The sequence below is a fragment of the Synechococcus sp. CBW1006 genome (genome assembly GCF_015840525.1).
Taxonomy (GTDB): domain Bacteria; phylum Cyanobacteriota; class Cyanobacteriia; order PCC-6307; family Cyanobiaceae; genus CBW1002.
Genome location: NZ_CP060396.1, coordinates 2239474 through 2263461 on the forward strand (window position 1 = coordinate 2239474; position 23988 = coordinate 2263461).

Here is a 23988-nt window from a genome sequence, read left to right on the forward strand (position 1 = left end):
GGCTCAGCCCTGGCGGCGGCTGCCCAGCCGGGCAAGGCGCACCAGGGTCCCGGCCGAGAGGAGGCCTCCAAGCGAGGCGAGGCCAATGGTGATCAGTGGCACGCCGGGAGAACGGAGCTCCTGCTGCCAGGCGGCGTCGATCCCGAGGGGGCTGGTGACCTGACGAACCTGGTTGTCGCCCTTGGCAGGCAGTTCGATGTAGTCGCGATGGCCGGATCCCCCATCCACCTGCACTTCCCAGTCTTCGGCGTTGGCCATCGACGCGGGCAGCTGGAAACGCAGCTTGCCCTGGGTGTCGGTACGGCCCACCAGAATCGGATCACCGCCACCGGGTGGCATCAGCCGCACCAGGGCTTCGGCGACGGGCGCTCCACTGGAAAAGTGGCTCTGCAACATCATGTCGTCGTTGAGGCTGCTGAGGCGCTCCAGACTGCTCTCCACGGCATGGGCCCTGGCGGCACAGGGGTTGAGCAGGATTCCGGCCACTGCCGGAACCAGAACCGCGACGGCACGGAGACGCATGGGGAACCTCAGGACGCTTTCCAGCGACTATCGCTGCTTTTTCCGGCCTGCACCATCCTCACCATCGAACTCACCATCAGCGAGAGGGCATCGCTGGATGACCCACCAGCCTGTCCGCGGGCCTGGAGCTCTGAGGCGAGCACACGCTCGGGGGCGGAATCGGTCAGGGCGGAGAGGGCGGGAGAACGCATCAGAACGGGCTCGACCAGAACTTCGAGGTTCTGATCCTGCCAAATTCACGGCGTCCTCAGCGGCCTGGCGCCCAGGAGTTACAAGGTTGCAATGATTGTGGGGGCTGAGGGGTGAACCCTGAGGGTCAGGGCTTGGGCACCAGCACCAGCCCGGTTTCGCTCAGCCAGCCCTGGAAGGGCACGTCCCAGGGATCGGCCGGCAGCGCCTCCACCACACAACCCTGGGGCAGCACCACCAGCGCCGGCACATCCCCCCAGGCGGGCAGGATCCGCAGGCGGTCGTACCATCCACCGCCATAGCCGAGGCGAAGGCCGCGGCGATCCACCGCCAGGGCCGGCACCAGCAGCAGCGCCAGCTCCGCTGGATCCAGCGTTGCCTGCGGATCCGAGGGCGCCGGGATGCCGCAGCCGTCAGGCCGCAGCGGCTCCCCAGGCTGCCAGGCGCGGTAATCAAGGACTTGCCGCTCGGAGGCCGTCGCCGCCGGGGCCCAGGGCAGGGCGATGCGACCGGGCCAAAGGTCGGCCAGCCCGCGCAGATCCGCCTCGCCAGCCAGGGGCCAGTAGAGGCCGACGCTCCGTTGCGGCGGCACCAGGGCCGGCAGGTGGCGCCGGGCCATGGCAGCCAGGCCGGCTGCGGCAGCTGGCAGCAGGGCGCGCCGTCGGGTCCGCCAGTGGGTGCGCAGCTGCACCTTGGTGCTGGGGCAGGCATCTAGCGGGTCCGCCATCTCAGCGTTGGAACCAGCCCGTCAGGGCAACAGCCAGGGCATCGGCGGCGTCGTCCGGCCGCGGCGGGATCTCCAGCTGCAATTCCCGCATCACCGCCTCCAGCACCTCCTGCTTCTCGGCATGGCCCGAGCCAGCCAGGGCGAGCTTGATCTGCATGGGAGGGAATTCCACGACCGGCACCTTGAAGCGGGCCAGGGTCATCATCAGCACACCGCGCGCCTGCACCACCGAGATCGTGGTGCTGGAGCGGTAGAAGAAGAACTTCTCCACCGCCGCCAGCTGGGGCCGCCAGGTGCGGATCAGCAGCCTGAGATCCCGGGCGATCTCCACCATCCGATCCCCCTCGCTGCGGCCCGGATCGGTGCGGATGATGCCGCAGTCGAGCATGCGCTGCAGGCCTCCACTGGTGTCGATCACGCCGTAGCCCACACGGGCCAGGCCGGGGTCGATACCAAGGATGCGCATGCCGGCAGGCCGTCAGCCGGCCAGCGCCAGCTCGAAGTCGCGCCGATCGGTGCTCACAGGCCGTTCAAACACCTTGCAGAACACCTTCACCACCCGATCACCGGAATCGATCTGCTCCAGCGGGTCCTTGCGCAGGCGGTGGCGTAGGCAGCAGGCCACCACCCTGGCCACATCGTCTTCGCTCACCTCGGTGCGCCCCTCGAAGGCGGCCAGGGCCCGGGCCGCCCGGTTGGTGACGATGTCGCCGCGCAGACCGTCGACGTCGAGCTCGCCGCACACTCCCGAAATCCGGATGCGCAGGTCATCGTCGATCACCACCGATCCGAGGCGCTGCTGGGCCTCCACCACCCTCGCCTGCAGGGCCTCCTGGGTGGTCTGCACAGCGGTGTTGAAGCCATCGGGGTCGTCATCAAAGGCGGTGCGCTGATCCACCACCTGCACCCGCAGCTCGGGATCACGCACGGTGCGCACCTCCACGCTCATGCCGAAGCGATCCAGCAGCTGGGGCCGCAGTTCGCCCTCCTCGGGGTTCCCCGAACCGATCAGCACGAAACGGGCCGGGTGGCGCACGCTCACCCCCTCCCGCTCCACGGTGTTCCAGCCCGAAGCGGCCGAATCCAGCAACACGTCGACCAGATGGTCGTCGAGCAGGTTCACCTCATCCACGTAGAGCAGACCGCGGTTGGCCTTGGCCAGCAGCCCCGGCTCAAAGGCGCGCACCCCCTCGCTGAGGGCCTTCTCGATGTCGATCGTGCCGCAGAGACGGTCTTCGGTGGCGCCCAGGGGCAGGTCCACCATCGGCACCTGGCGGGCTTCGGTGGGGAGGGTTTCGCCCTGCTCAGCCCGCTGACGCACTTCGGCGCTCTGCAGGTCGGGGTCGAAGGGAGAGCTGTTGTAGGGGTCGCCCGCCACCACGTCGATTTCGGGCAGCAGGTCGGCCAGGGCCCGGATCGTGGTGCTCTTCCCCGTACCCCGGTCGCCCATGATCATCACCCCGCCGATGCGGGGATCGATCACGTTGAGCAGCAGGGACAACTTCATCTCCTCCTGCCCCACGATGGCGGTGAAGGGGAAGACCCGGCGCTTCCGGACTTGACTCACGAGATTGCCTGCACGGTGGAGGGACGGGGCCCGCAAGGGCCGATTGGAGCGGATTGTTTCACAGGCTCTGGGGGTCAGGCTCGACCGGCAGCAGGCTGAGCACCTGCGGCGGCGTGGCATCGGCGGGGTAGATCAGCCGCACCTGGAGCTGCCGCACCTGGCCAGGCGCCAGGCTGATGCGCCCGAGAGCCGGGCCGGCCTGGCCGGCCCGCTGCACCAGATGAAAGCTTCGCCGACCGGCGGGCTTGCCGGCCGCATCGTCCAGGCCCCGCACCTCCACCGTGCCGCGGAACATCACGGCCCTCGGAAGCACTGAATTGAAGCGGAGGCCACCCTGGGCCTGGTCCGCCTTGATCGGCGATTCCAGGGCCAGTTGCAACTGGACCGGCTTGGCCGTGTCGTTTCGTAACGGCAGGCTGAGGTCGTATTCAACCCCGTAGTTCCCATGGGCCGCCCAGGCGGTGCCGGGGTAGAAGCCCGCCAGTTCCGCCGTCTGCACCTGGCCCGTGCCGAGGCTGCCCCGCTCCAGGGAGGCAATTGGCCAGGAGATCGGCGCCTGACGCACTGAGAGATAAGGACTGCCGGGATCACTGATCTGGCCACGCCAGGTGCTGCCGGTCTGTACGCCGCTGACGCGCGAATAGATGATTCCGCCCTTATGGCCGCGGGGGGTAGGGGTGTGCTCGCGAGGGCTGAGTGGGCCCTCGAGCAGGGCCTGCCAGCTTTCGCTGCCTGGCGGGGTGTCGAGATCGCCGAAGGTGGCCAGGGTGGCCACATCCACCGGTCCATCGCTCTGAAGGCGCAACTGCAGGTTGCGGCCGTTCAGCAGCGGGTCGAGGCCACGCACGGGGATCTCCAGCACCATCAAGGTGGTGAGGCTGCCGGGCGCCAGGGTCCAGCGCTCCGGGAACAGGGGACTGCTGTAACGCTGCAGAAGCTCGGTGGCCACCCGGCTGCCTGGGCCGGAGAAGACCGGCGTTGAGCCCTGTTGCAACAACTCCGGCAGGGGCAGGAAGGGGGCGGAGGGCTGGGCCGGATCAAGCGACTGGGACAGGGCCGTGGAGCCACTGAGCAGCCGCAGGGTCACCGGGTGATTGCCGCGGGGTGCGGCCACCACGGCCAGCCACAGGGTGGAATCGAGGCTCTCCGGCTTGCCGGCATAGACGTGGTGGCTGAACAGGTCGAAGCGGCCGTTCAGGGGCAGGTTGAGGTGGGCCTGCGGTACGCCCCGTCCTGCCGGCGCGAAGGTGGACAGCAGGATCCCCGGTCCACGGATCAGTTCGGGGTTGTTGTCGTTGATCATCGGCACGGCATCGAGCCCGCCGGGGAGGGGCCGCACGCTCTGGCGCCGTAGTTGGGGCGGCGGCGGCTCCGCCGGCTTGGCATCGGCACTGGACTCCGCCTTGGGCTGCGCCGCCAGGGGCAGGGCTGCGCTCCCGCTCAGCACCAGCAGTCCCAGCAGAGGCGCTCTCAGGACGCGAAGGCACTGGGCAACAGGCTTGAGGAAGGCCGGCTTTTGGCGGGTCGGCGGATGGCAATCAGGTTGCGGGCGGGCAAGGGAAGGACGCGTCATCGGCGGGCGCAGCATCGGCAGTCGGAGCAAAGACAGGGCGCCCAAGGGCGCGTTCTGGGGAGGAGGGGAACCACTCATCGGCGACCGACGAGGGTCTGGGCCACAGCACCGGCCATGGCACGGATCAGATCAGTGGAGCGGGGATCATTGAACGGACCTTTCACCATGAAGGCCGCCACCGCCCGCTGTCCGGTGGGCAACTGGATCAGGGCCGCATCCGCATAGGCGATGCCGATGTCGCCGGTCTTGTTGTAGACGGTGATCCCAAAGCTCAGCAGCTCGCTGTCGGGATCGGCGGCATCCTTGCCCAGCCCCTGGAGCAGTCCGAGAGGGATCAGGGTGTTGGTGCGAGACGTTCCCATCACCTCCCGGAAGAGGTCGCGGGCACGCTGGCTCAGCTTCTGGCCTGTGTCCACCAGGGCGATCGACTTGGCCAGATCCCGGGCACTGGTGGTGTTGGTGCCGTTCAGATCCGGCAGCCAGTTGTTCACCACCGTGGCCGGCAGCCCCAGTTGCTGGAAGCGGGCATTGAGCACCGTTTTGCCACCCACCCGCTTGATCAGCAGATTGGTGGCGCTGTTGTCGCTCACACGGATCATTTCGGTGGCCGCCTCGTAGAAAGGGAAGCGGGTACCCACGGGCCGGCTTGCCATCCAGCCGGCTCCGCCGCCCACCACCTCCTTGGTGAGGGGCAGTGGGTCGTTCCAGCGGAATTTGCCGTGGTCGTAATCCTCGAGTCCCACCAACAGGATCGGGGTCTTGATCGAGCTGGCCGCCGGCAAGGGCAGGTCAGGCTGAAGTTGGGCGAAGCGGCCGTCGTCAAGCACCAACAGAAAACCGCTGACCTTGAGGTCCTTGTGGGCAGCAGCCTGCTGGCTCCATTTCTGGCTGAGGGCGGTGAGCTCCTGGCGCGGTTCGAAGCTGCCGAGCGGCAGGCTCTTGATGCCGTTCTCGGCCACCTTCGCATCGGCCAGAGGCTTCTGGATGGCGCCATCGGCCAGGCGGGGGGCCAGCAGTTTCAAGGTGGTGCCGGTGATCACCCCCAGGCCCACCCCCAGCACCAGCAGCCGCAGAACCAGCTTCAGGGGTTGCCCCCAGCGGTTGGTGCTGGATCGAGGCGGACGGCCGGCACTCACGGAGAACAGCAATGGCTGGGCTGACGCTAAGGGCTTCCCCGCCGACTCGCCCAGCGCAGCTGTCGCACCATGCCGCGCAGCAGGGCCACCTCGCCCTCGTCGATCTGGGCGCGCTGCAGCAGGGCCCGCACTTTGGCCATGCGGGCATGGGCGGTGTGCGGATAGAGAAACCCCACCTCCAGGAGCAGCTCCTCGGCATCCTCCAGGCTGGCCTCCAGGGCCGCCCGGGTGGCGGGATCACCGGGATCCTCCGCCCCGACGGTGCCGGGAGGAGAGGACGTTGGTCCCCCCGCGCTGCGCAGGCCGTGCAGCTCGTGCAACACCACCGCCACGGCATGGGACAGGTTGAGCGAGGCGTAGGCGGCGCCCGTGCCGATCTGCAGCAGCCGGCCGGCCTGCAGCAACTCGTCGTTGCTGAGGCCCCGATCCTCACGACCGAAGACCAGGGCCAGGGGTGCCGCCATCGCCGCCTGGGCCGAGGAGGGTGCGGTCGGCCCCGACGCTGCTGAGCCCCCCAGCAGCCAGCGCAGGGCCTCGCCTGGAGGCAACAGCGGCAGGGGTGGCGCGTCGAGCCGGCCGCTGGTGGCCACCACCCGCCGGCAGTCGGCCAGGGCCTCGGCCAAACAGCTGTAGCGGCTGGCCCCCTCCAGCAGGGAGCGGCCATGCACCGCCATCCGCACCGCTTTCTCGCCGAGGGGGTCGCAGCGGGGAGCCACCAAGCGCAAGCGGTCCACCCCGAAGTTGGCGCACAGGCGGGCGACGCTGCCGACGTTGAGAGGGCCTGCCGGCTCCACCAGCACCACGACGATTGGCGGCCGGTCGGGGCTCAAGGGATCAAGGCAGGGTGTGGAGGAACGCGAGCAGATCAGCCATGGCCTGGGGATCGGGCTGGAAGCGCGGCATCGGCGGGGTACGGCCACTCACCACCTGCTCGATCAGCTGGCGATCGCTCTTGCGGCGATCGACGCCATGCAGATTCGGGCCCACCAGTCCCTGGGCCGCCAGGCCGTGGCAGCCAGCACAGTTGAGTCGAAACAGTCGCCCGCCGTTACCGGCCGAGCCGGTGAGGTCGATCGTCTGGCGGGTGTAGGGATCCATCCGTGCCACCGGCAGCACCACCAGCACCAGCAGGATGCAGGCGACGGCAGCCACCGCCACCAGGGCCGCGACCAGGCCACGTCTCCGTCCTCCTGAACTCTCGTCATGTCCGGGCGGCGCGATCCCGGAGAGACCGTCTGGGCTGCTCAGCGCGGGGGAGGGAGGAGCTGTCACGGATGGAGAAAAGGCACGCAGTGCCGACCGGCGCATGGAAGAATTGTGCCGTGCTTCCCGTCACGGCGTTTCCCCATGATCGAACCCCTGCTCTGCGGCATCGTGCTGGGTCTGATCCCCGTGACCCTGGTGGGGCTGTTCGTGGCTGCCTGGAACCAGTACCGCCGCGGCAGTGCCCTCGGCGGCTGAAACCGGTCTGTTGACCTCCAGCAGCTGAATCGTGGTGCTGCCATAGCGCCGCTCGTCGCGGCAGCGCCATCCCGCTGGCAGCTCGGGCCGGGCGTTGCTGGCGCACTCCCAGATCAGCGTTCCACCCGGTGCGAGCCACGTTCCGTCCAGCAGAGCCGCCGCAATCGCCGGGTAAAGCCCAGCCTGGTAGGGAGGATCGGCGTAGATCAGATCAAAACCAGTACCGGCCTGCTCTCGCTTGAGCCAGCCGATCACCTCCTGGCAAATCACCGTCAGCTTCGGCACTGTCAACGAAGGGCTCGTCAACGGAGACTCCGTCAGGCAGGGATCTGAAACCGTGGTCCGTTCGGGGGTCCAGCGGGTGGCAGCCGTCACACCGGCCACAGCTTCGAGGTTGCTGCGGCTGATGGCGGCATGGCGGCGATCCTTGTCCACTGCCACCACCACGGCGGCTCCACGCTGCAGGGCTTCACAGCCCATGGCACCGCTGCCGCTGAACAGATCCAGCCAGGTCGCATCCGGCAGATCGCGGCACAGCATGTTCATGACCGCTTCGCGCACCCGGGCCGGGGTGGGGCGGGCCCCATGGCCCGGCGGGCTGAGCAAGGTGCGGCCACCGCTGAGACGCAGGCTCACGAGGCTCCTCTCAGGCTGGCAGCTGGGCGAGCCACTCCAGCCAGCGGCGCAGCATCGCCTCGCCCACCGGGCCCGATTTTTCTGGATGGAACTGACAGGCCGCGATCCGCTCCTGCCAGACCGCCGCGGTGAGCGGCACTCCACCGAAATCCACCTGGGCGGTGATGCAGGCCGGGTCCAGCGGTTCGGCGGCGTAGGAGTGCACGAAATAGACCCACTGCGGCGGTAGCCCATCGGGGAGCAGCGCACTGGCCTGGGCTGGCAGCAACGGTGCCCATCCCATGTGCGGGATCGGATGACCCGGCAGCCGAGGCAGAGCGCTGACACGCCCGGCCAGCAATCCCAGCCCGGGGCGTTGGCCTTCGTCGCTGGCCTCGAAGAGAAGCTGCAGCCCCAGGCAGATGCCGAGCAGGGGCCGACCAGCTCCACACCATGCGGCAATCGCCGGGATCAAGCCCGACTGCTCCAGGCGGTCCATGGCTGGATCAAACGCCCCCACTCCCGGCAGCACCAGGGCCTGCACACCCTCGATCTGAGCGGCGGTGTGGATCGGCACCACCGCAGCGCCGAGACGCTCGAAGGCCCGCTGCACCGAGTGGAGGTTGCCCATGCCGTAGTCGAGCAGGCCGAGCTGGATCACAGGGTCGCCTCCACCAGACGCACACCGGGCTGCTCCAGGGCAGGGCAGGGGGCCAGATCGAGCCCGTTGAGCCGGTCGATCAGCTGATACAGCTGGCCGATGCGGCGCTTGTCGAGCTGGAAGCGGAGGCAGGGCCGCAGGATGCCGTTCTCATCGCAGCTTTCACCGGCACTGATGGTGCCCTCCTTCACCAGCTGCTCGAACTCGCGGTTGAGCTCGGCCAGCAGCGCGATCGGGACGGGAACGTGCATCAGCAGTTCGAGGCGGTCTTCGCCCAGATTGGTGCCGTGATAAACGCGGTAAAACCGGCAGATCTGGGCGATCGCCTCGTGGGCCGTGCGCGCTTCCCGCAGCAGCGAGGTGTCTTCCGGTGAGATGAGGCCACGATCCACCAGGCTGCGGCGGATGTCGTCCTGCCACACCTCCCAGAAGCGGTCCCCGTCCGGCGCCAGCAGAACCAGAGGGATCGGCGGAGTGCGACCGGTCTGAATCAGGGTCAGGGACTCGAACAGCTCATCGAAGGTGCCGAACCCGCCCGGCATCACCACCAAGGCATCACTTTCCCGCAGGAAGAACAGTTTGCGGGTGAAAAAGTAGCGAAAGTGAAGCAGCCGCCCGTCGCAGCCACTCACATAGCGGTTGGCGTGCTGTTCAAACGGCAGATCCACGTTGAGGCCGATGCTGTTCTCACAACCGGCTCCCTGGTTGGCCGCCTCCATGACGCCGCCACCGGCTCCGGTCATCACCTCGAAGCCCTGGGCCACCGCTGCCGCAGCCAGCTCCATGGCCAGCTGGTATGAGGGATCCTCGGGGGACGTGCGGGCCGAGCCGAACACCGTCACCTTGCGGGTCTGGCGGTGGGGCTGGAACACCGCGAGTCCATCACGGATATCCGCCATGGCGCCGTTGATCAGGCGCCATTCACTGGTGTCGTCACTGCTGCGGGCGATCTCCAGCAGCGTGACGATGGTGCGTTCGATCTGACGGCGTTGTGGATGCCCCTGGAGCAGGTTGCCCAGCACCTGCAGGGGGCTCTGACCAAAGCCGTCGAGGGCGGAAAGAGAGGGAGTCAGAGGTACTTGGAAATCGTTCCGGAAAGGGTGGTCTTGGGAACGGCTCCAACGACGGTGTCAACCTTGTTGCCGCCCTTGAACACCATCAGGGTAGGGATGGAACGGATGCCGTACTGACTGGCGACATTGGGGTTCTCGTCAGTGTTGAGCTTGAACACCTTGATCTTGCCCTCGAATTCCTTGGCAATTTCATCGACGATCGGCGCCACCATCCGGCAGGGGCCGCACCAGGGAGCCCAGAAATCCACCAGCACAGGCACGTCGCTCTTGAGCACGTCTTGCTCAAAGGAGGCGTCGGTGACGGCTGCAGCGCTGGACATCCTTTACTGGGATCAGGGTGATTCGAATCTAGCAACGGCCCCTGAATCCTCCAGACAGCTCCCGTCGAAGCGTTGCACGGCTTGATGGGACACGACCCAGGGGCCAGGAAGACAAAAAGCCCGGACGCGCCGGGCCGGGGGGTGTGAGGAGTGTGCGAGCCGTAGCCCCCACGCCTTGAGATTAACGCCCGTCTCGCCGGCGCCCGAACTGAATCTCAGCTTGCGACAGGCCCGGAATCACTTGCCCATGCCCAACTGCTGGGCCTTCTGATACACCTTCCCTTCGGTGAGCAGCGACGGAGCGACCACCACCTCCACCTGCTGCATGTCCTGGATGGTGCGGGCTCCCAGGGTGCCCATGGAGGTGCGGATGCAGCCCAGCAGATTCTGGGTGCCGTCATCGAGGCCAGCGGGGCCACGCAGGATCTTCTCGAGGCTGCCGGTGGTGCCCACCTTGATGCGGGTGCCCCTGGGCAGCACGGGGCTGGGGGTGGCCATACCCCAGTGGAAGCCGCGGCCCGGGGCTTCGGCGGCACGGGCGATCGGCGAGCCGATCATCACGGCGTCGGCGCCGCAGGCCAGGCACTTGCAGATGTCGCCGCCGGTGACGATGCCACCATCCGCCACGATCGGTACGTAACGGCCGCTCTCTTTCTGATAGTCGTCGCGGGCGGCTGCGCAGTCGGCCACTGCGGTGGCCTGGGGGATGCCGATACCCAGCACGCCGCGCGAGGTGCAGGCGGCACCGGGGCCGATTCCCACCATCACGCCGGCGGCGCCGGCACGCATCAGCTGCAGGGCCACCTCGTAGGTGACGCAGTTGCCGATCACCACCGGCACGCCGAAGTCGCGGCAGAGGGTGGCCAGATCCAGGGTTTCCTGGCCTTCAGGGCCGATGTGCTCGGTGCTCACCACCGTGGCCTGGACGAAAAACAGGTCCGCACCGGCCTCGGCGATCGCCTTGCCGAACTTCAGGGCAGCCACGGGGGTGGCGCTCACCGCGGCAATGCCACCCTTGGCCTTGATCTCAGCGATCCGCTGGCGAATCAGATCCTCCCGGACCGGCTGGCTGTAGAGCTCCTGCATCAGCGGCACGAAGTCGTCCTTGCCCACGGCGGCGATGCGATCCAGCACGGGGTTGGGGTCGTCGTAGCGGCACTGCACCCCCTCCAGGTTCAGCACCCCCAGGGCCCCTTGCCTGGTGAGCTCCACGGCCATATCCACGTCCACCACCCCATCCATGGCGCTGGCGATGATCGGGATCTCCCGATCGATGCCACCCAGGGTCCAGCTGCTGTCGGTCACCGCCGGATCGACAGTGCGGCCACCGGGCACCAGGGCGATCTCATCGATGCCGTAGGCACGGCGGACGGTGCGGGATCGACCGAGCTGGATGTTCACCGGAGACTGACGCAATCGAGACAAACTATCAACAAGCCGTCACATCACGGCGCCGACTCAGCCCCTGCCGCGAAAGGATTCCCAGCGGCTGCTCCAGTCCTGCAGCAGGGCCTCACGATCCTTGCTGTAAACCAACTTGGTCACAGCGAAGCGGCTGAGCCAGATCACCCCCACCAGCTCCAGCAGCCCGGGCAGCAGGGGAAGGCTCTGCATCGCCCCGATCACGCCGGCGTAAACCTTCAGGAGCATCACCACTCCGATCAGCACCGCCAGGGCGATCAGCGGGGAGCGCAGCTGCTGCCAGAGCTCCTGCACGGCGCCACTGGCGAACCAGTCCTGCAGCTTCGAAACCAGCAACTGCCATTCGCCACCCTCCCCGGCATCACCCTCCAGAGGAGGCACCGTCAAGGTGGCGGCCAGCGGCGAGTCACTGTCCGTTGCCGGTGTGGTGACTTCCGGGGCCTGCGCAGCCTCCACGGCAGGAGCCGGGGGGGTGGGCAGGCCGGCATCCTCGGCGGACGGCATCGGGCTGGAACTGTCGACCATGGGTCCAGGCAGGGCTGGAGCGGAGCTTACGGCGACCTTTCCATGCGTTCCAGGCGGGAGGCCTTGAGATGGAGATCCCTGGAGATGAACTCTCAGGCGTTCCACGAGGGCCTTCAGGCCACAGGCTTCAGCGGTCCTCTGGCTTGAGGCAGGCGTGGTCTCCCGGCGTCATGGGACACCCTTCAGGGATCAAGGGGAAGCAGGGCTGCTCTCTCCGTCAGGGGCTGCAGGGGCAGTCTCAGGGGGAAACGTCCCTCCTGCAGGCGTTGCACCAGCTCCTCGGCGATCTCGGCCGCCAGGCGGATGCTGTGGGCCGGAGCGCAGCGCAGCGATCGGCCACTGACCTGCACCCGACCCGCCAGCAGCTGGGCATAGGGCACCCCGCCGAAGCTGGGCTTGATCCGCCGCGGGATCGACAGGTCCAGCACCGGTGCCTCCAACTGTTCATGGGGCGCGGCGGCGCGGCGGGCGACGGCCTCGCTGAGCAGGGGGACCGGTGCCGCCAGCGCCACCAGCAGGGCACTGCCCTGCCCCTCGAAATGGCTGGCCCGCAGCCAGCGCAGATCAAGATCGGCCAGGTCCACGCTCACCGCCGCCACGGCGCCGGGCGTGCGGGCATGGCCGCTGGCCTGGCGTCGTGGCCGGGGCTGATGGCCGCTGCCCGCCCCCACCACCACGCCCAACCCACCAGCCACCAGCACCGGTGACCCCGGCCCCAATCCGGCCAGGCCCGGCATCGTCAGGCCGATGCTGCCGGCACCGCCGCAGCTGAACAACGCGTTGCCGAAGGGACCCAGCAGGGGGCCGTAGGGGGAGCGGATCAGCCCTTCGGCGCTGCTCACGGCCACCACGCCGTTCTCGCTGATGGCGCGATGCAGGCTGAGGCGGGCCACGCCGATGCGATCAAGGTCAAGGCTGGTATGCAGTTCCGGACGGGGCTGCAGAGGCGTGGCCTCGCCGGTGGCCGCCAGACTCACCCGCTGACCGGCCAGCAGGTTCGCCAGCACCTGGGCGCCCCCAGCGGCGATCGGCAGCAGCAGCTCGCCCGGCCCGGCTCCGGCCAGGGCCGCCACCCCATCCACCTGCGCCTCCCGGATCCGGATCGGGGGATCGGTGGGGCCCAGGCCGAGCAACAGGCACCCCTGATCGATGAAGCTGGCGTCGGCGGCCACCACCACATCGGTTGCGGCGTAGGCCTGCTCCAGCCCCAGCTCCGCCACCCGCTGCCGGAAAACGGCGGCCGTGCAGACCCGCAACGTGCCCTGCCGCTGCCGCCGCTGCAGATCGACCTCAGTGCGAACCGCTCGGCTCATGGGGCTTCGATAAACTGCCGTCTTCTAGAGACGGTCGTGCATGGCGGATCCAAGCGGGCCCGGACCCACAGGCCCCGGGGAATCCGACGGGCGGATCATCCAGGCCGACCTTCGCAACGAGATGTCGCGCTCCTATCTGGAGTATGCGATGAGCGTGATCGTGGGCCGGGCCCTGCCCGATGCCCGCGATGGCCTGAAGCCGGTGCATCGCCGCATCCTCTACGCGATGTACGAGCTGGGTCTCACCAGCGACCGGCCCTACCGCAAATGCGCCCGGGTGGTGGGCGAGGTGCTGGGTAAGTACCACCCCCACGGCGACACAGCGGTCTACGACGCCCTGGTGCGGATGGCCCAGGACTTCTCGATGCGCATGCCCCTGATCGATGGGCATGGCAACTTCGGGTCGGTGGACAACGATCCGCCGGCGGCGATGCGCTACACCGAATCGCGCCTCCAGGCCCTCACCACCGACAGCCTGCTCGAAGACATCGAGAGCGAAACGGTCGATTTCGTCGACAACTTCGACGGCAGTCAGCAGGAACCGACGGTGATGCCGGCGCGCATCCCCCAGCTGCTGCTGAATGGCTCCACCGGCATCGCCGTGGGGATGGCCACCAACATCCCGCCCCACAACCTCACCGAACTGATTGATGGCCTGCTGGCCCTGATCGCCGATCCCGAGCTCGACGATCGTCAGCTGCTGGCCCTGGTTCCCGGGCCTGACTTCCCCACCGGCGGCCAGATCCTCGGCCGCCGGGGCATCCGCGAGATGTACACCACCGGCCGCGGCTCGGTGACGATGCGCGGTGTGGCGATGATCGAGACCGTGGAGGCCAAGGGCCGTCCGGACCGCGATGCGGTGATCATCACCGAGCTTCCGTATCAGACCAACAAGGCGGCGCTGATCGAGCGGATCGCCGAAATGGTGAACGACAAGAAGCTGGAGGGCATCGCCGACATCCGCGACGAATCGGATCGCGATGGTATGCGGATCGTGATTGAACTGCGGCGGGATGCTTATCCTCAGGTGGTGCTGAATAATCTGTTCAAGCTCACACCGCTCCAGAATAATTTCAGCGCCTATATGCTGGCGCTAGTCAAGGGCGAACCGGTGCTGCTCACCCTGCGCAAGATGCTGCAGGTGTTTCTTGAGTTCCGCATCGAGACGATCGAGCGACGCACGCGCTACCTGCTGCGCAAGGCCGAGGAGCGCGATCACATCCTGCTCGGCCTGCTGATCGCGCTTGACAATCTCGACGCGATCATCGCCCTGATCCGCAGCGCGGCCGACACCGCCACCGCCCGCATCGCGCTGACCGAGCAGTTCGGCCTGACCGAGATCCAGGCCGACGCGATCCTGCAGATGCAGCTGCGGCGCCTCACCGCCCTGGAGGCCGACAAGATCAGGCTGGAGCACGAGGATCTGCTCGCCAAGATCACCGACTACAAGGACATCCTGGCCAGGCGGGAGCGGGTCCTGGGCCTGATCGAGGAGGAACTGCAGGCGATCCGCACCCGTTACGGCTCGCCCCGCCGCACCGAGATCCTCGATCTCGAAGGCGGCCTCGAAGACATCGACCTGATCGCCAACGAGCGCTCCGTGGTGTTGCTCACCGAGAACGGCTACCTCAAGCGGATGCCGGTGAGTGAGTTCGAGGCCACCAGCCGCGGCACCCGCGGCAAGGCGGGCACCAAGAGCCAGGGCGAAGAGGCAGTGAAGCTGTTCATCAGCTGCAACGATCACGATGCCTTGCTGCTGTTCAGCGATCGCGGTGTGGTGTATTCCATCCCCGCCTACCGCGTGCCGCTCTGCAGCCGTGCCGCCAAGGGAACACCGGTGGTGCAGTTGCTGCCGATTCCGCGTGAGGAGGCCCTCACCTCCCTGCTGGCCGTCAGCGACTTCGACGACAGCATGCAGCTGCTGATGTTGACCAGCGGCGGCTACATCAAGCGCACCAATCTGTCGGCCTTCGCCAATATCCGCTCCAATGGTCTGATCGCCATCTCCCTGGAAGATGGCGATGCCCTCACCTGGGTGCGGCTCGCCCTGCCCGGCGACAGTGTGCTGATCGGCTCACGCCAGGGCATGACCATCCACTTCCGTCTCCTCGATGAGGAACTGCGGCCGCTGGGACGCACGGCCAGGGGTGTGCGGGCCATGAATCTGCGCGCCGGTGATCGGTTGGTGAGCATGGATGTGCTGCCCGTGGAGCTGGCCGATCGGGTCGCCCGCAGTGCCATCAGCGAGGACGATTGTGATAGCGAAGCCGATGGCCAAGAACTCGCCCCGTCCGAAGGGCCCTGGGTGCTGGTTGCGTCAGCCAGTGGGCTGGGCAAGCGGGTGCCGGTCGATCAGTTTCGGCTCCAGAAACGGGCCGGCATGGGCCTGCGCACCATGAAGTTCCGCCGCGATGGCGACGTGCTGGTGGGCCTCAAGGTCGTGGGCAGCGGCGAGGAATTGCTGCTGGTGAGCGAGCGCGGCGTGATCGTGCGGATGCAGGCCGATGCGGTGCCGCAGCAATCGCGCGCCGCCACAGGGGTGCGACTTCAGAAGCTGGATTCCGGCGACCGCCTCAGCGAGGTGGTGCTGGTACCGCCGGCGCCTGAGGGGGAGGAGGAGGAGGAACTCCCGCCCGTTCCCGATCCCGAGGTCTGAGGTCCGTCATGGTCGATGTCCTGGTGATCGGCAGCGGACCGGCGGCGCTGGCGATCACGGCCGCCCTCGGCAGGTGCGGCGTCAACGTGATCGCCCTGGCGCCTCAGCCCCCTGAGACCCCCTGGGAGAACACCTACGGGGTCTGGGGCGAGGAGGTGGACAGCCTGGGGCTGAGCCATCTGCTGGCCCACCGCTGGAGCAACACGGTGAGCTGGTTCGGGCCCGAACCCCTCAGCCACGAGCGGGACTATGGCCTGTTCGATCGCCACAGGCTGCAGCAGCACTGGCTGGAGCAGGGTCGCGCCACCGGCGTGCTGTGGCAGTGCGGCCAGGCGACCCGGATCGAGCACGGCTCCCACCAATCCACGGTGAGCCTGGCCGATGGCAGCCAGCTGCGGGCTCGACTGGTGCTGGATGCCAGCGGCCATCAGCCGGTGTTCGTCCGGCGGCCCGATCGGGGGCCCGTGGCCGGCCAGGCCGCCTACGGAATCGTGGGGCGGTTTTCGGCGCCACCGGTGGATCCGAGCCAGTTCGTGCTGATGGATTTCCGCGCCGACCACCTCGCGCCGGAGGAGCGGCAGCAACCGCCCACCTTTCTCTACGCGATGGATCTGGGCGATGGCGTGTTCTTCGTGGAGGAGACCTCCCTCGCGCTGGCTCCGGCCGTTCCCTTTGCCGTGCTGAAACAGCGCCTGCAACGCCGCCTCAGCCATCGCGGCGTGGCGGTGCAGGAGATCCATCACGAGGAGTTCTGCCTGTTCCCGATGAATCTGCCGCTGCCTGACCTGGATCAACCCGTGGTGGGCTTTGGCGGGGCCGCCAGCATGGTCCATCCCGCCTCGGGCTACATGGTGGGCGCGCTGTTGCGCCGGGCGCCGGTGCTGGCCGAGGCGATGGCCGAAGCTCTGGCGGATGCGCAGTGCCCCACGGCGGAGCTGGCCCGGCGCTCCTGGCGAGCCCTCTGGCCGCAGGAGCTGCGCCGCAAGCATGCCCTGTATCAGTTCGGCCTCGAGAAGCTGATGCGGTTTCCCGAGGAGCAGATCTGCCACTTCTTCGAGACCTTCTTCCACCTGCCGAATCGGCAGTGGTATGGCTTCCTCACCAACACCCTGCCGCTGCCGGAGCTGGTGGGGGCCATGCTGAAGCTGTACGGATCTGCCCCCTGGGACGTGCGCTGGGGCCTGATGGAGCCCCGCGGACGCGAGGCGGATCTGCTCACCCGGGTGCTTACGCTCTGAGCCTCACGGTTCCTGCAATAGATCAGGGGATGCTGGACCAGTCGGCGGCATTGAGCAGAGGGAAAAGGCCATCTTCCCGTTCCACCGCCGCCAGCCAGCTGCCACTCAGCTCGTTGCCCTGATCGATCGCCTCCATCAACCGCCAGAAGCGATCGAGGTGGCGGTGGATGCGCTCACGGGCCAGATCAGTGGTGGTGCCGGCCCGCAGGATGAAGCTCCAGTCGGAGCTCTGGGCCAGCAGCAGCTCCCGGCCGGCCTGGGTGAGCAGATCGCGCTGATGTTCGCTGCCCACGCCGCGGTTCACCCGCCGCACCATCGCCTGGGAGGCGCGATGCCACTGGGGAACCACCCAGGCGTTGGTGTCGTTCAGCCAGTAGTCGTGATACCCCCCCTGGCCCCAGCTGGAGGGAGAGGGGCGGCAGACCTGCAGTTGATCCCCACCGGTCAGCACCTCGCGCAGGTGGCAGAAGCGCACACCGCTGCCAGGCGCCTGCCGGAACAGCTCCGCCAGGAACCCCGGCCCCTCGAACCACCAGTGGCCGAACAGTTCCGCGTCAAACGGTGCCACCAGCAATGGCGGCCGGTCCATGGCCGAGCCCAGGGCCTGCAGCTGATCCGTGCGGCCGGCCAGATAGGCGGCGGCATGCTCCGCCAGGCGAGTCTGGGCCGCGGCGGGGTCATAGGGACGCTTGCGATCGAGAGGACAGTCGCGGCCACTCACACAGTGCAGCTTCAGACCGAGCGGCCGGCGACTGGTGATGCCGGCCTCGTCCAGCACCTCATCGCTCAGATCCCAGCCGAGATCGCGGTGGAATTCGCGGTACACCGGATCACCGGGATACCCCTCGCTCGCACTCCAGACCGGCAGGGTGGAGGCACTGTCGCGTGCGAAGAAAGCCACACCCGCCGGCGAGCAGATCGGCGCATAGACGCCGTACCGGGGTCTGGGCAGCGCATGCAGCAGACCGTGGCCGTCGAGCAGGGAGTAGCGCAGGCCGGCGCTGACCATCACCTGATCGAGACCTTCGTAGTAAGCGCATTCCGGCAGCCAGATGCCGAGGGGACGCTCCCCCAGCAGGCGCTGGTGCTCGCGGATGGCGGTGAGCAGCTGGGCCCGGACCGCCTCAGGGGTGTGGCGCAGCAGCGGCAGATAGCCGTGGGTGGCGGCGCAGGTGATCAGATCCAGCACCCCCCGTTGCTGCAGGGCCCGAAATCGGGGCAACAGGGTGCCGCCGCTGGCCCGGAACTGGTCTGCTGCGGCCTGGAGGCGCATGTCCAGATCCAGAACCGCGTCCCGGTGCGTGGATGGCGCCAGAGCCAGGAGCTGCTGACGTTGCTCCAGCCAGGCCGGGAAGCGGGCGTTCAGATCGGCGTCGCAGAGCAGCGACAGCAGGGTGGGGGAGAGCCCCAGGGTGAGGCGCGGCTGCTGCTGCGGGTCAGCCGCGGCCGCCTCCAGCATGGCCAGCAGCGGCAGGTAACACTCCTGCAGCGCCTGAAAGTACCAGTCTTCCTCCAGGGATCCCGGATCCCCCGAGCGCACGTAGGGGAGATGGGCGTGGAGCACCAGGGCCAGATTCCCTGCGGCCATGGGCTTGCGGCGATGCGGGCAGTGTAGGCCTCGCCCCTAGGCTGAACGTTGTCGCCCTCCACCCCATGCAGCTGGTCCTGGCGGTTGACGGTCACGGCATGTTTTATGCCCAGCAGAAGCTGGGTTGGTTCTTCGATCCCCGCCGCCTGCTGGAGCTGGCCCGCGAGCAGGCGGGTGGGGAACCAGCCAGCGCCTTCTGGTACGCGGGTCTCAAGGATCACACCGATCAGCGCCCCTTCCGGGACGCCCTCACCAGCCTGGGATTCACCGTGCGCACCAGGCCCCTGCGGGAGTTCGGCGGAGGCGACGCCGAGACCCGTCACTACGGACGGGCCAATCTCGAGGTGGAGATCGCCATCGATCTGATGGCGGTGGCCGGCCGCACCGACGAGGTCTGGCTGCTGAGCGGCAGTCGTGACCTGGAGCGGCTGGTGGAGGTGCTGCGGGCCCGGGGCCTGCGCATCGTGGTGATGAGCACCGAGGGGATGGTGGCCCGGGAACTGCGCAACGCCGCCGATCGCTTCGTGGACCTGGCCAGCCTGCGGGAGCGCCTCGAAAAGGCTGAGGCCCTGCAGGCGCCCGTGTTCCAGCGCCAGGGAGCGGCCCAGGCGACCCCCTAGACTCCACTCAACTCATACTCATTCCGACTTAACTGCCATGGCCCGCGATCCCGGCCGGGTGCTGATCTTCGACACCACCCTGCGCGACGGCGAGCAGTCGCCCGGTGCCAGCCTCAACCTCGAGGAGAAGCTGGCCATCGCCCAGCAGCTGGCCCGGCTCGGTGTGGACATCATTGAGGCCGGCTTTCCCTTCGCCAGCAGCGGCGACTTCAACGCCGTGCAGCGCATCGCCGCCAGCGTCGGCACCCCCGAGGGACCCGTGATCTGCGGCCTTGCCCGCGCGGCCCAGGGCGACATCAAGGCCTGTGCCGACGCCGTGGCCCCGGCGGCCCGCCGCCGCATCCACACCTTCATCGCCACCAGCGACATCCACCTGGAGCACAAGCTGCGCAAATCCCGCACCGAGGTGCTGGCGATCACCGCTGAGATGGTTGCTTACGCCCGCTCGCTGGTCGACGACGTCGAGTTCTCCTGCGAGGACGCCGGCCGCTCCGATCCGGACTTCATGTACCAGGTGATCGAGGTGGCGATCCGGGCCGGGGCCACCACGATCAACATCCCCGACACGGTGGGTTATGCCACGCCGTCGGAATTCGGTGAGCTGATCGCGGGCATCAATGCCCACGTGCCCAACATCGACCAGGCCGTGATCTCGGTGCACGGCCACAACGACCTCGGCCTGGCCGTGGCCAACTTCCTCGAGGCCGTCAAGCACGGCGCCCGCCAGCTGGAATGCACGATCAATGGCATCGGCGAGCGGGCCGGCAATGCCTCCCTTGAGGAGCTGGTGATGGCCCTGCACGTGCGGCGCAGCTACTTCAACCCCTTCCTGGGCCGTCCGGCAGACAGCACTGAACCGCTCACGGGCGTCCGCACGGAGGAGATCACCAAGACCTCGCGCTTGGTGAGCAATCTCACCGGTATGGCGGTACAACCCAACAAGGCGATTGTGGGGGCCAATGCCTTCGCCCACGAATCGGGCATCCATCAGGACGGTGTGCTCAAAAATCGCCTCACCTACGAGATCATCGACGCCCGCACCGTGGGGCTCAGCGACAACCGCATCTCGCTGGGCAAGCTCTCCGGCCGCAGTGCTTTTCGCGCGAGACTGGAGGAACTCGGCTACACCCTTGAGCGCGAGGATCTCGACGACGCCTTCGCCCGCTTCAAGGAGCTGGCCGACCGCAAGCGCGAGATCAGCGACCGCGACCTTGAGGCGATCGTCAGCGAGCAGGTGCAGCTGCAGGATGAGGCGCGTTTCACCCTCAAGCGGGTCCAGGTGAGTTGCGGCACGGGGCTGCAGCCCACGGCCACCGTCACCCTGCAGACGGCCGATGGCGCCGAATGCACCGAGGCGACCATCGGCACGGGTCCTGTGGATGCGGTCTGTCAGGCCCTGAACCGGCTGGCCGGGGTGCCCAATGAGCTGGTGGAATTCAGCGTCAAATCGGTCACCGAGGGCATCGATGCCATGGGCGAGGTGACGATTCGCCTGCGGGCCGCCGGGGTGCTCTACTCCGGCCATTCCGCCGACACCGACATCGTGGTGGCAGCTGCCCAGGCCTTCGTGAACGCGCTCAACCGCCTCGTGGCCGGAGCCCAGCGAGCCCCTCTGCATCCCCAGAAAGCGCCCCTGCCGGTGGCCGAGATTCCGAGGCTCTAGATCGATGGGCCGCTCCCTGCCGCTGCTGCAACGCTGGAGCTAATGCGGGCTGCGCCTGCTGCTCTGAGCTGTGGCGCTGGGCGACCTGCTGCTTGAGGCCAGGGAGGTGGCAGCGCAGCGTTGAGGCGGTGTGGACCCAGCTAGCCTTCAGCCGCTTCAGGGACCCCCGATCCGCCGCGCCATGTCCCGTTCCGCCAGCGGTCGGTCCCGTCCCTCCCTCACCCATGGCGTGCAGCTGGCGGTGCTGTTGCTGGTGGCCCTGTTGATGCTGCTGCCCCTGCTGTGGCTGGTGAGCACGTCGCTCAAGGGACCCGCCGAGGACATCTTCACCAGCCCTCCGGCCCTGCTGCCGGCCCAGCCGAGCCTGCAGGCCTATGGGCGGCTGTTCACCGAGAATCCGCTCGGTCTCTACCTGCGCAACAGCGCCATCGTCAGTGCCCTGGCGGTGCTGGCCAATCTGCTGTTCTGCTCCCTGGCGGCCTATCCCCTGGCCCGGCTGCGTTTCGCCGGTCGCGGCCTCGTGCTGGCCCTGGTGGTGGCCACGATCCTGATTCCCTTCCAGGTGGTGATGATTCCGCTGTATCTGCTGATGGTGCAGATCGGCCTGCGCAACACCCTCTGGGCCCTGATCCTGCCGCAGGCGGCCACCGCCTTCGGCATCTTCCTGTTGCGTCAGAGTTTCCTGGGGGTGCCCGTGGAGCTTGAAGAGGCAGCCCGGATCGACGGCTGCACCCCCCTGGGCGAATGGTGGAACGTGATGATCCCGGCGGCCCGCGCCGATCTGATCACCCTGGCGATGTTCGTGTTCATCGGCACCTGGAGCGATTTTCTCTGGCCCCTGGTGATTCTCGACGACCCTCAGCTCTACACCTTGCCGCTGGGGCTGCAACAACTGGCCAGCAGCTTCTCCCTCGACTGGCGCCTGGTGGCTGCAGGCTCGGTGGTGTCGATTCTGCCGGTCCTGGTGCTGTTCATCGGCCTGCAGCGCTACATCCTTCCCAACGCCAGCGGCGACGCGGTCAAGGGCTGACCGCTTCAGGGATTGGCACCCGGATTGGCTGGCCGGCTCGTCGATGAGGCCGACGGAGCTGGGGCTGGGCTCGATGGGGCCGGTGCCTCCACAGCCGGAGGGATCTCCAGTTCGGGAGCCACCTGGCGCCGGCTGATCTGGCGGACTTCGACGCGCAGGCGATCCTGTTGTCCCTGCAGATTGGCGATCGAACCCTCCAGGGACTCAAGCTTGCGCAGCCGCTCGGAGGTGCTGCGCAGCTGCTGTTCCAGAATCGTGGTGCGCTCCAGGGCACGGGAGTGCTCCAGCCCTTCGACCCGATCGCGCAGCTGGCGCAGGCTGCGGCTCTGCTCGCGGTACTTGCCGAGGATCACCACGAACAGCACCACGAGCATCGTGGAGATGCCCACCAGAAGCCAGGGAACCCACAGGGGTGCCTCGGGCAGGGAGGGGCTTCGACTGCTGGAGGCGGGTGCCATCGCGGCGAAACGGCGTGTCTGGTTCGATCCTGGCCGGTCGCCTCTCCCCTGGCCACCCATGGCTGAGCTCTGCAATGGCTCGGCCCAGCCCAGACTCAGCCCTGCAATCGCCCCGCCCCCCGCAGCAGGGCCTCCTGGGTGCCCTGATACACCGCAGCGGCTTCCTCGGGGCTGCGGCCGATGCAGGTCATGCCGAGCTTGCCGTATTGCGACAGGCAACCGAGCAGATGGAAGAGGCTGCCGCGCAGATGGGCTGGATCGAAATGCAGCCCCGCCTCGGCCACCAGATCGATCAGATCCTCCGGCAGCAGCCCCCGCAGGCGGGGATCGCAGAGATTGTCTGTGGCTTCGTAGTAAAGGGCCTGGCCTGAGGGGGAGAGGAAGGCGCCAGTGGCGGGATCGAGCCGGCCGCTAGTGGTGTGGCGCAGGGCCATGAAGGGATGGGTGGTCCCCCCCTGGCGCAGATTCACCTCGATGGCCTGAAGATCCCAATGGCCTGAAAACCTCCGGGCCACCACGTCGACGGCGTAGCGCTCCAGCGCCCCTTCGGCGGCGAGGGCCTCCCCGACAAGCCGGCCCATCTCCATCAACGGCTGGCGGTAGGCGGCATGGGCAGGGAAGGAACAGCCTTCGAAGGTCTGGCCGGAGCTGCCGCCCAGCCGCTGCTCATGGGTGGAGAGCACCTCCACGAAGCCATCGGGATGGATCATGCCCTGCACGCTGGGGGAGCTCTGCTGCTCGCCTCCCTCCAGCCAGGCCTCCACCAGGGCCCCCTGCCGGGCCAGCAGCTCCTGCCAGTGCTGGCTCGGCATCGGCAATCGCTCCAGGGCCTGCCGCATCACGGCCAGACGCTGGCCGGCGCTGTGGCCGGGCAGATCGAGAGGCTTGAGATCGAGCCTGGCATTGCCCTCGCCGCTGAAGCCCTCGTTGAGCTTCACCACCAACCGCCGCAGCCCAGGGTTGTGATCCCAGAGATCCACGGCCGCTGCCGCCAGATCCTCCAGGGTGAACACCACGCCACTGCCCGGAGGATGGGGCACACCACAGCGGGCAAACAACTCACGGCTGCCGGCCTTGGTGCCCCAGTGGGCCAGGGCGGGATCGCAACCCAGCAGCGGAACCTGCAGCCGCTCGGAGAGGCTCCGCTCCAGATCAGTCACCGTGTAGCAGCTCAGAAAGCTGCGCCCTGGCCGCAGCTGCTCGCGGATGCGGGCCAACAGGGCCGGCCGCTCCAGAAGCTTGGCGGTGAGCGGCCGCGGCGAAGCGTCGTTGGTGTCGAACAGGTGCAACCGGCGGCGGGCATGGGAGGCCGGCATGCCGGGCAACAGCTCCAGCACCGCATCCACCACCAGCTCCGGCAGCAGCGTGCTGGTTACATACACCACCCGCACGCCTGGATGGCGCAGCCGGATCAGATTGAAGAGCTGGCGTTCTTCGTAGTGGTGGACGCCGGTCACCAGCTGGATCTGGTGCTCCTCCATGGTGAGCGACGGCACCACCAATTGATCGAACCGGGCGTCGGCCCGATCGCCGTGATCGCCCCAGTGCCCACCCCAGCCCTGCCGCAACTGGGCCTGGAGCTCCGCGAAGCTGAGCGCCATGGCTGGCCGCCGGACTGTCCCCATGCTGCT

Annotated in this window: 24 protein-coding genes and 1 pseudogene; 6 read left to right on the forward strand and 19 right to left on the reverse strand. The window is 67.9% G+C overall.

What is annotated here, in order from left to right; genetic code table 11:
- Window positions 1-3: 3 nt before the first annotated feature.
- From H8F26_RS10775 to H8F26_RS10815, 9 genes are all read right to left on the reverse strand, one after another.
- Window positions 4-522 carry a hypothetical protein gene (locus tag H8F26_RS10775; protein WP_197153932.1) on the reverse strand — a complete coding sequence of 173 codons (519 nt, stop codon included), beginning with the start codon at window positions 520-522 and terminating at the stop codon, window positions 4-6.
- An 8-nt stretch (window positions 523-530) separates the two neighbouring features.
- Window positions 531-713 (reverse strand): hypothetical protein, encoded by a 183-nt coding sequence (locus H8F26_RS10780; RefSeq protein WP_197153933.1) that lies wholly within the window; start codon window positions 711-713, stop codon window positions 531-533.
- A 125-nt stretch (window positions 714-838) separates the two neighbouring features.
- Window positions 839-1438 (reverse strand): 5-formyltetrahydrofolate cyclo-ligase, encoded by a 600-nt coding sequence (locus tag H8F26_RS10785; protein WP_197153934.1) that lies wholly within the window; start codon window positions 1436-1438, stop codon window positions 839-841.
- A gap of 1 nt (window position 1439) precedes the next feature.
- Window positions 1440-1904 carry a crossover junction endodeoxyribonuclease RuvC gene (gene ruvC / locus H8F26_RS10790; RefSeq protein ID WP_197153935.1) on the reverse strand — a complete coding sequence of 155 codons (465 nt, stop codon included), beginning with the start codon at window positions 1902-1904 and terminating at the stop codon, window positions 1440-1442.
- Between the two features lie 12 nt (window positions 1905-1916).
- Entirely contained in the window at window positions 1917-3005 is a 1089-nt protein-coding gene (gene bchI / locus H8F26_RS10795) for a magnesium chelatase ATPase subunit I (protein ID WP_197153936.1), read from the reverse strand.
- A 58-nt stretch (window positions 3006-3063) separates the two neighbouring features.
- Window positions 3064-4578 (reverse strand): DUF3370 domain-containing protein, encoded by a 1515-nt coding sequence (locus H8F26_RS10800; RefSeq protein ID WP_197153937.1) that lies wholly within the window; start codon window positions 4576-4578, stop codon window positions 3064-3066.
- 74 nt (window positions 4579-4652) lie between these two features.
- Window positions 4653-5714 carry a serine hydrolase gene (locus H8F26_RS10805; RefSeq protein ID WP_231605138.1) on the reverse strand — a complete coding sequence of 354 codons (1062 nt, stop codon included), beginning with the start codon at window positions 5712-5714 and terminating at the stop codon, window positions 4653-4655.
- Between the two features lie 26 nt (window positions 5715-5740).
- Window positions 5741-6544, reverse strand: coding sequence for an RNA methyltransferase (locus tag H8F26_RS10810; RefSeq protein WP_231605139.1), 804 nt, complete (start codon window positions 6542-6544; stop codon window positions 5741-5743).
- Window positions 6545-6548: 4 nt separating this feature from the next.
- Window positions 6549-6872, reverse strand: a complete 324-nt coding sequence (locus H8F26_RS10815) for a cytochrome c (protein ID WP_322757458.1) — start codon at window positions 6870-6872, stop codon at window positions 6549-6551.
- A 189-nt stretch (window positions 6873-7061) separates the two neighbouring features.
- Between H8F26_RS10815 and petG the strand changes: the two genes are divergently transcribed.
- Window positions 7062-7175, forward strand: coding sequence for a cytochrome b6-f complex subunit V (gene petG / locus H8F26_RS10820; RefSeq protein WP_015110794.1), 114 nt, complete (start codon window positions 7062-7064; stop codon window positions 7173-7175).
- Window positions 7176-7256: 81 nt separating this feature from the next.
- On the opposite strand, the pseudogene H8F26_RS10825 reads toward petG, so the two are convergent.
- The 7 genes and pseudogenes from H8F26_RS10825 to H8F26_RS10855 all read right to left on the reverse strand — a co-directional run.
- A pseudogene (locus tag H8F26_RS10825) lies at window positions 7257-7811 on the reverse strand (RsmD family RNA methyltransferase); the annotation flags it as partial.
- Between the two features lie 10 nt (window positions 7812-7821).
- Complete coding sequence (hisH, locus tag H8F26_RS10830; protein WP_370594704.1) at window positions 7822-8421, reverse strand: imidazole glycerol phosphate synthase subunit HisH; 600 nt, start codon at window positions 8419-8421, stop codon at window positions 7822-7824.
- A 26-nt stretch (window positions 8422-8447) separates the two neighbouring features.
- Window positions 8448-9473, reverse strand: coding sequence for a TIGR00730 family Rossman fold protein (locus tag H8F26_RS10835; RefSeq protein WP_231597763.1), 1026 nt, complete (start codon window positions 9471-9473; stop codon window positions 8448-8450).
- Between the two features lie 47 nt (window positions 9474-9520).
- Complete coding sequence (gene trxA / locus H8F26_RS10840; protein ID WP_197153940.1) at window positions 9521-9844, reverse strand: thioredoxin; 324 nt, start codon at window positions 9842-9844, stop codon at window positions 9521-9523.
- 237 nt (window positions 9845-10081) lie between these two features.
- A complete protein-coding gene (locus H8F26_RS10845; RefSeq protein WP_197159145.1) occupies window positions 10082-11245 on the reverse strand; it encodes a GuaB3 family IMP dehydrogenase-related protein in 1164 nt (387 codons plus the stop codon).
- A 57-nt stretch (window positions 11246-11302) separates the two neighbouring features.
- Window positions 11303-11770 (reverse strand): CAAD domain-containing protein, encoded by a 468-nt coding sequence (locus H8F26_RS10850; protein WP_197153941.1) that lies wholly within the window; start codon window positions 11768-11770, stop codon window positions 11303-11305.
- Window positions 11771-11973: 203 nt separating this feature from the next.
- Window positions 11974-13104, reverse strand: coding sequence for a homocysteine biosynthesis protein (locus H8F26_RS10855; protein WP_197153942.1), 1131 nt, complete (start codon window positions 13102-13104; stop codon window positions 11974-11976).
- Between the two features lie 40 nt (window positions 13105-13144).
- Between H8F26_RS10855 and gyrA the strand changes: the two genes are divergently transcribed.
- Together gyrA and crtL are read left to right on the forward strand one after the other, a co-directional pair.
- Window positions 13145-15760: a DNA gyrase subunit A gene (gene gyrA, locus H8F26_RS10860; protein WP_197153943.1), complete on the forward strand. Its 2616-nt coding sequence runs from the start codon at window positions 13145-13147 to the stop codon at window positions 15758-15760.
- An 8-nt stretch (window positions 15761-15768) separates the two neighbouring features.
- Window positions 15769-16998: a lycopene beta cyclase gene (crtL, locus tag H8F26_RS10865; RefSeq protein ID WP_197153944.1), complete on the forward strand. Its 1230-nt coding sequence runs from the start codon at window positions 15769-15771 to the stop codon at window positions 16996-16998.
- 22 nt (window positions 16999-17020) lie between these two features.
- Here the strand turns inward: crtL and H8F26_RS10870 are convergent, their stop codons facing one another.
- Window positions 17021-18586 (reverse strand): glycoside hydrolase family 57 protein, encoded by a 1566-nt coding sequence (locus H8F26_RS10870; RefSeq protein WP_197153945.1) that lies wholly within the window; start codon window positions 18584-18586, stop codon window positions 17021-17023.
- Between the two features lie 65 nt (window positions 18587-18651).
- Between H8F26_RS10870 and H8F26_RS10875 the strand changes: the two genes are divergently transcribed.
- From H8F26_RS10875 to H8F26_RS10885, 3 genes are all read left to right on the forward strand, one after another.
- Window positions 18652-19206, forward strand: coding sequence for an NYN domain-containing protein (locus H8F26_RS10875; RefSeq protein ID WP_197153946.1), 555 nt, complete (start codon window positions 18652-18654; stop codon window positions 19204-19206).
- Between the two features lie 37 nt (window positions 19207-19243).
- A complete protein-coding gene (locus H8F26_RS10880) occupies window positions 19244-20869 on the forward strand; it encodes a 2-isopropylmalate synthase (protein ID WP_197153947.1) in 1626 nt (541 codons plus the stop codon).
- Between the two features lie 181 nt (window positions 20870-21050).
- Complete coding sequence (locus tag H8F26_RS10885) at window positions 21051-21899, forward strand: carbohydrate ABC transporter permease (RefSeq protein ID WP_197153948.1); 849 nt, start codon at window positions 21051-21053, stop codon at window positions 21897-21899.
- Between the two features lie 5 nt (window positions 21900-21904).
- Here the strand turns inward: H8F26_RS10885 and H8F26_RS10890 are convergent, their stop codons facing one another.
- Both H8F26_RS10890 and H8F26_RS10895 read right to left on the reverse strand, forming a co-directional pair.
- On the reverse strand, window positions 21905-22357 hold the full coding sequence (locus H8F26_RS10890; RefSeq protein WP_197153949.1) for a hypothetical protein: 453 nt from the start codon (window positions 22355-22357) through the stop codon (window positions 21905-21907).
- A 95-nt stretch (window positions 22358-22452) separates the two neighbouring features.
- On the reverse strand, window positions 22453-23958 hold the full coding sequence (locus H8F26_RS10895; protein WP_197153950.1) for a peptide ligase PGM1-related protein: 1506 nt from the start codon (window positions 23956-23958) through the stop codon (window positions 22453-22455).
- Window positions 23959-23988: the final 30 nt, after the last annotated feature.

What these genes read in the sequence shown, in the direction of transcription:
- H8F26_RS10775 (WP_197153932.1), bottom strand. Translation starts at nt 522, where the DNA reads ATGCGTCTCCGTGCCGTCGCGGTTCTGGTTCCGGCAGTGGCCGGAATC.
- H8F26_RS10780 (WP_197153933.1), bottom strand. Translation starts at nt 713, where the DNA reads ATGCGTTCTCCCGCCCTCTCCGCCCTGACCGATTCCGCCCCCGAGCGT.
- H8F26_RS10785 (WP_197153934.1), bottom strand. Translation starts at nt 1,438, where the DNA reads ATGGCGGACCCGCTAGATGCCTGCCCCAGCACCAAGGTGCAGCTGCGC.
- ruvC (WP_197153935.1), bottom strand. Translation starts at nt 1,904, where the DNA reads ATGCGCATCCTTGGTATCGACCCCGGCCTGGCCCGTGTGGGCTACGGC.
- H8F26_RS10800 (WP_197153937.1), bottom strand. Translation starts at nt 4,578, where the DNA reads ATGACGCGTCCTTCCCTTGCCCGCCCGCAACCTGATTGCCATCCGCCG.
- petG (WP_015110794.1), top strand. Translation starts at nt 7,062, where the DNA reads ATGATCGAACCCCTGCTCTGCGGCATCGTGCTGGGTCTGATCCCCGTG.
- hisH (WP_370594704.1), bottom strand. Translation starts at nt 8,421, where the DNA reads ATGGGCAACCTCCACTCGGTGCAGCGGGCCTTCGAGCGTCTCGGCGCT.
- trxA (WP_197153940.1), bottom strand. Translation starts at nt 9,844, where the DNA reads ATGTCCAGCGCTGCAGCCGTCACCGACGCCTCCTTTGAGCAAGACGTG.
- H8F26_RS10850 (WP_197153941.1), bottom strand. Translation starts at nt 11,770, where the DNA reads ATGCCGTCCGCCGAGGATGCCGGCCTGCCCACCCCCCCGGCTCCTGCC.
- H8F26_RS10855 (WP_197153942.1), bottom strand. Translation starts at nt 13,104, where the DNA reads ATGAGCCGAGCGGTTCGCACTGAGGTCGATCTGCAGCGGCGGCAGCGG.
- gyrA (WP_197153943.1), top strand. Translation starts at nt 13,145, where the DNA reads ATGGCGGATCCAAGCGGGCCCGGACCCACAGGCCCCGGGGAATCCGAC.
- crtL (WP_197153944.1), top strand. Translation starts at nt 15,769, where the DNA reads ATGGTCGATGTCCTGGTGATCGGCAGCGGACCGGCGGCGCTGGCGATC.
- H8F26_RS10870 (WP_197153945.1), bottom strand. Translation starts at nt 18,586, where the DNA reads ATGGCCGCAGGGAATCTGGCCCTGGTGCTCCACGCCCATCTCCCCTAC.
- H8F26_RS10875 (WP_197153946.1), top strand. Translation starts at nt 18,652, where the DNA reads ATGCAGCTGGTCCTGGCGGTTGACGGTCACGGCATGTTTTATGCCCAG.
- H8F26_RS10880 (WP_197153947.1), top strand. Translation starts at nt 19,244, where the DNA reads ATGGCCCGCGATCCCGGCCGGGTGCTGATCTTCGACACCACCCTGCGC.
- H8F26_RS10885 (WP_197153948.1), top strand. Translation starts at nt 21,051, where the DNA reads ATGTCCCGTTCCGCCAGCGGTCGGTCCCGTCCCTCCCTCACCCATGGC.
- H8F26_RS10890 (WP_197153949.1), bottom strand. Translation starts at nt 22,357, where the DNA reads ATGGCACCCGCCTCCAGCAGTCGAAGCCCCTCCCTGCCCGAGGCACCC.
- H8F26_RS10895 (WP_197153950.1), bottom strand. Translation starts at nt 23,958, where the DNA reads ATGGCGCTCAGCTTCGCGGAGCTCCAGGCCCAGTTGCGGCAGGGCTGG.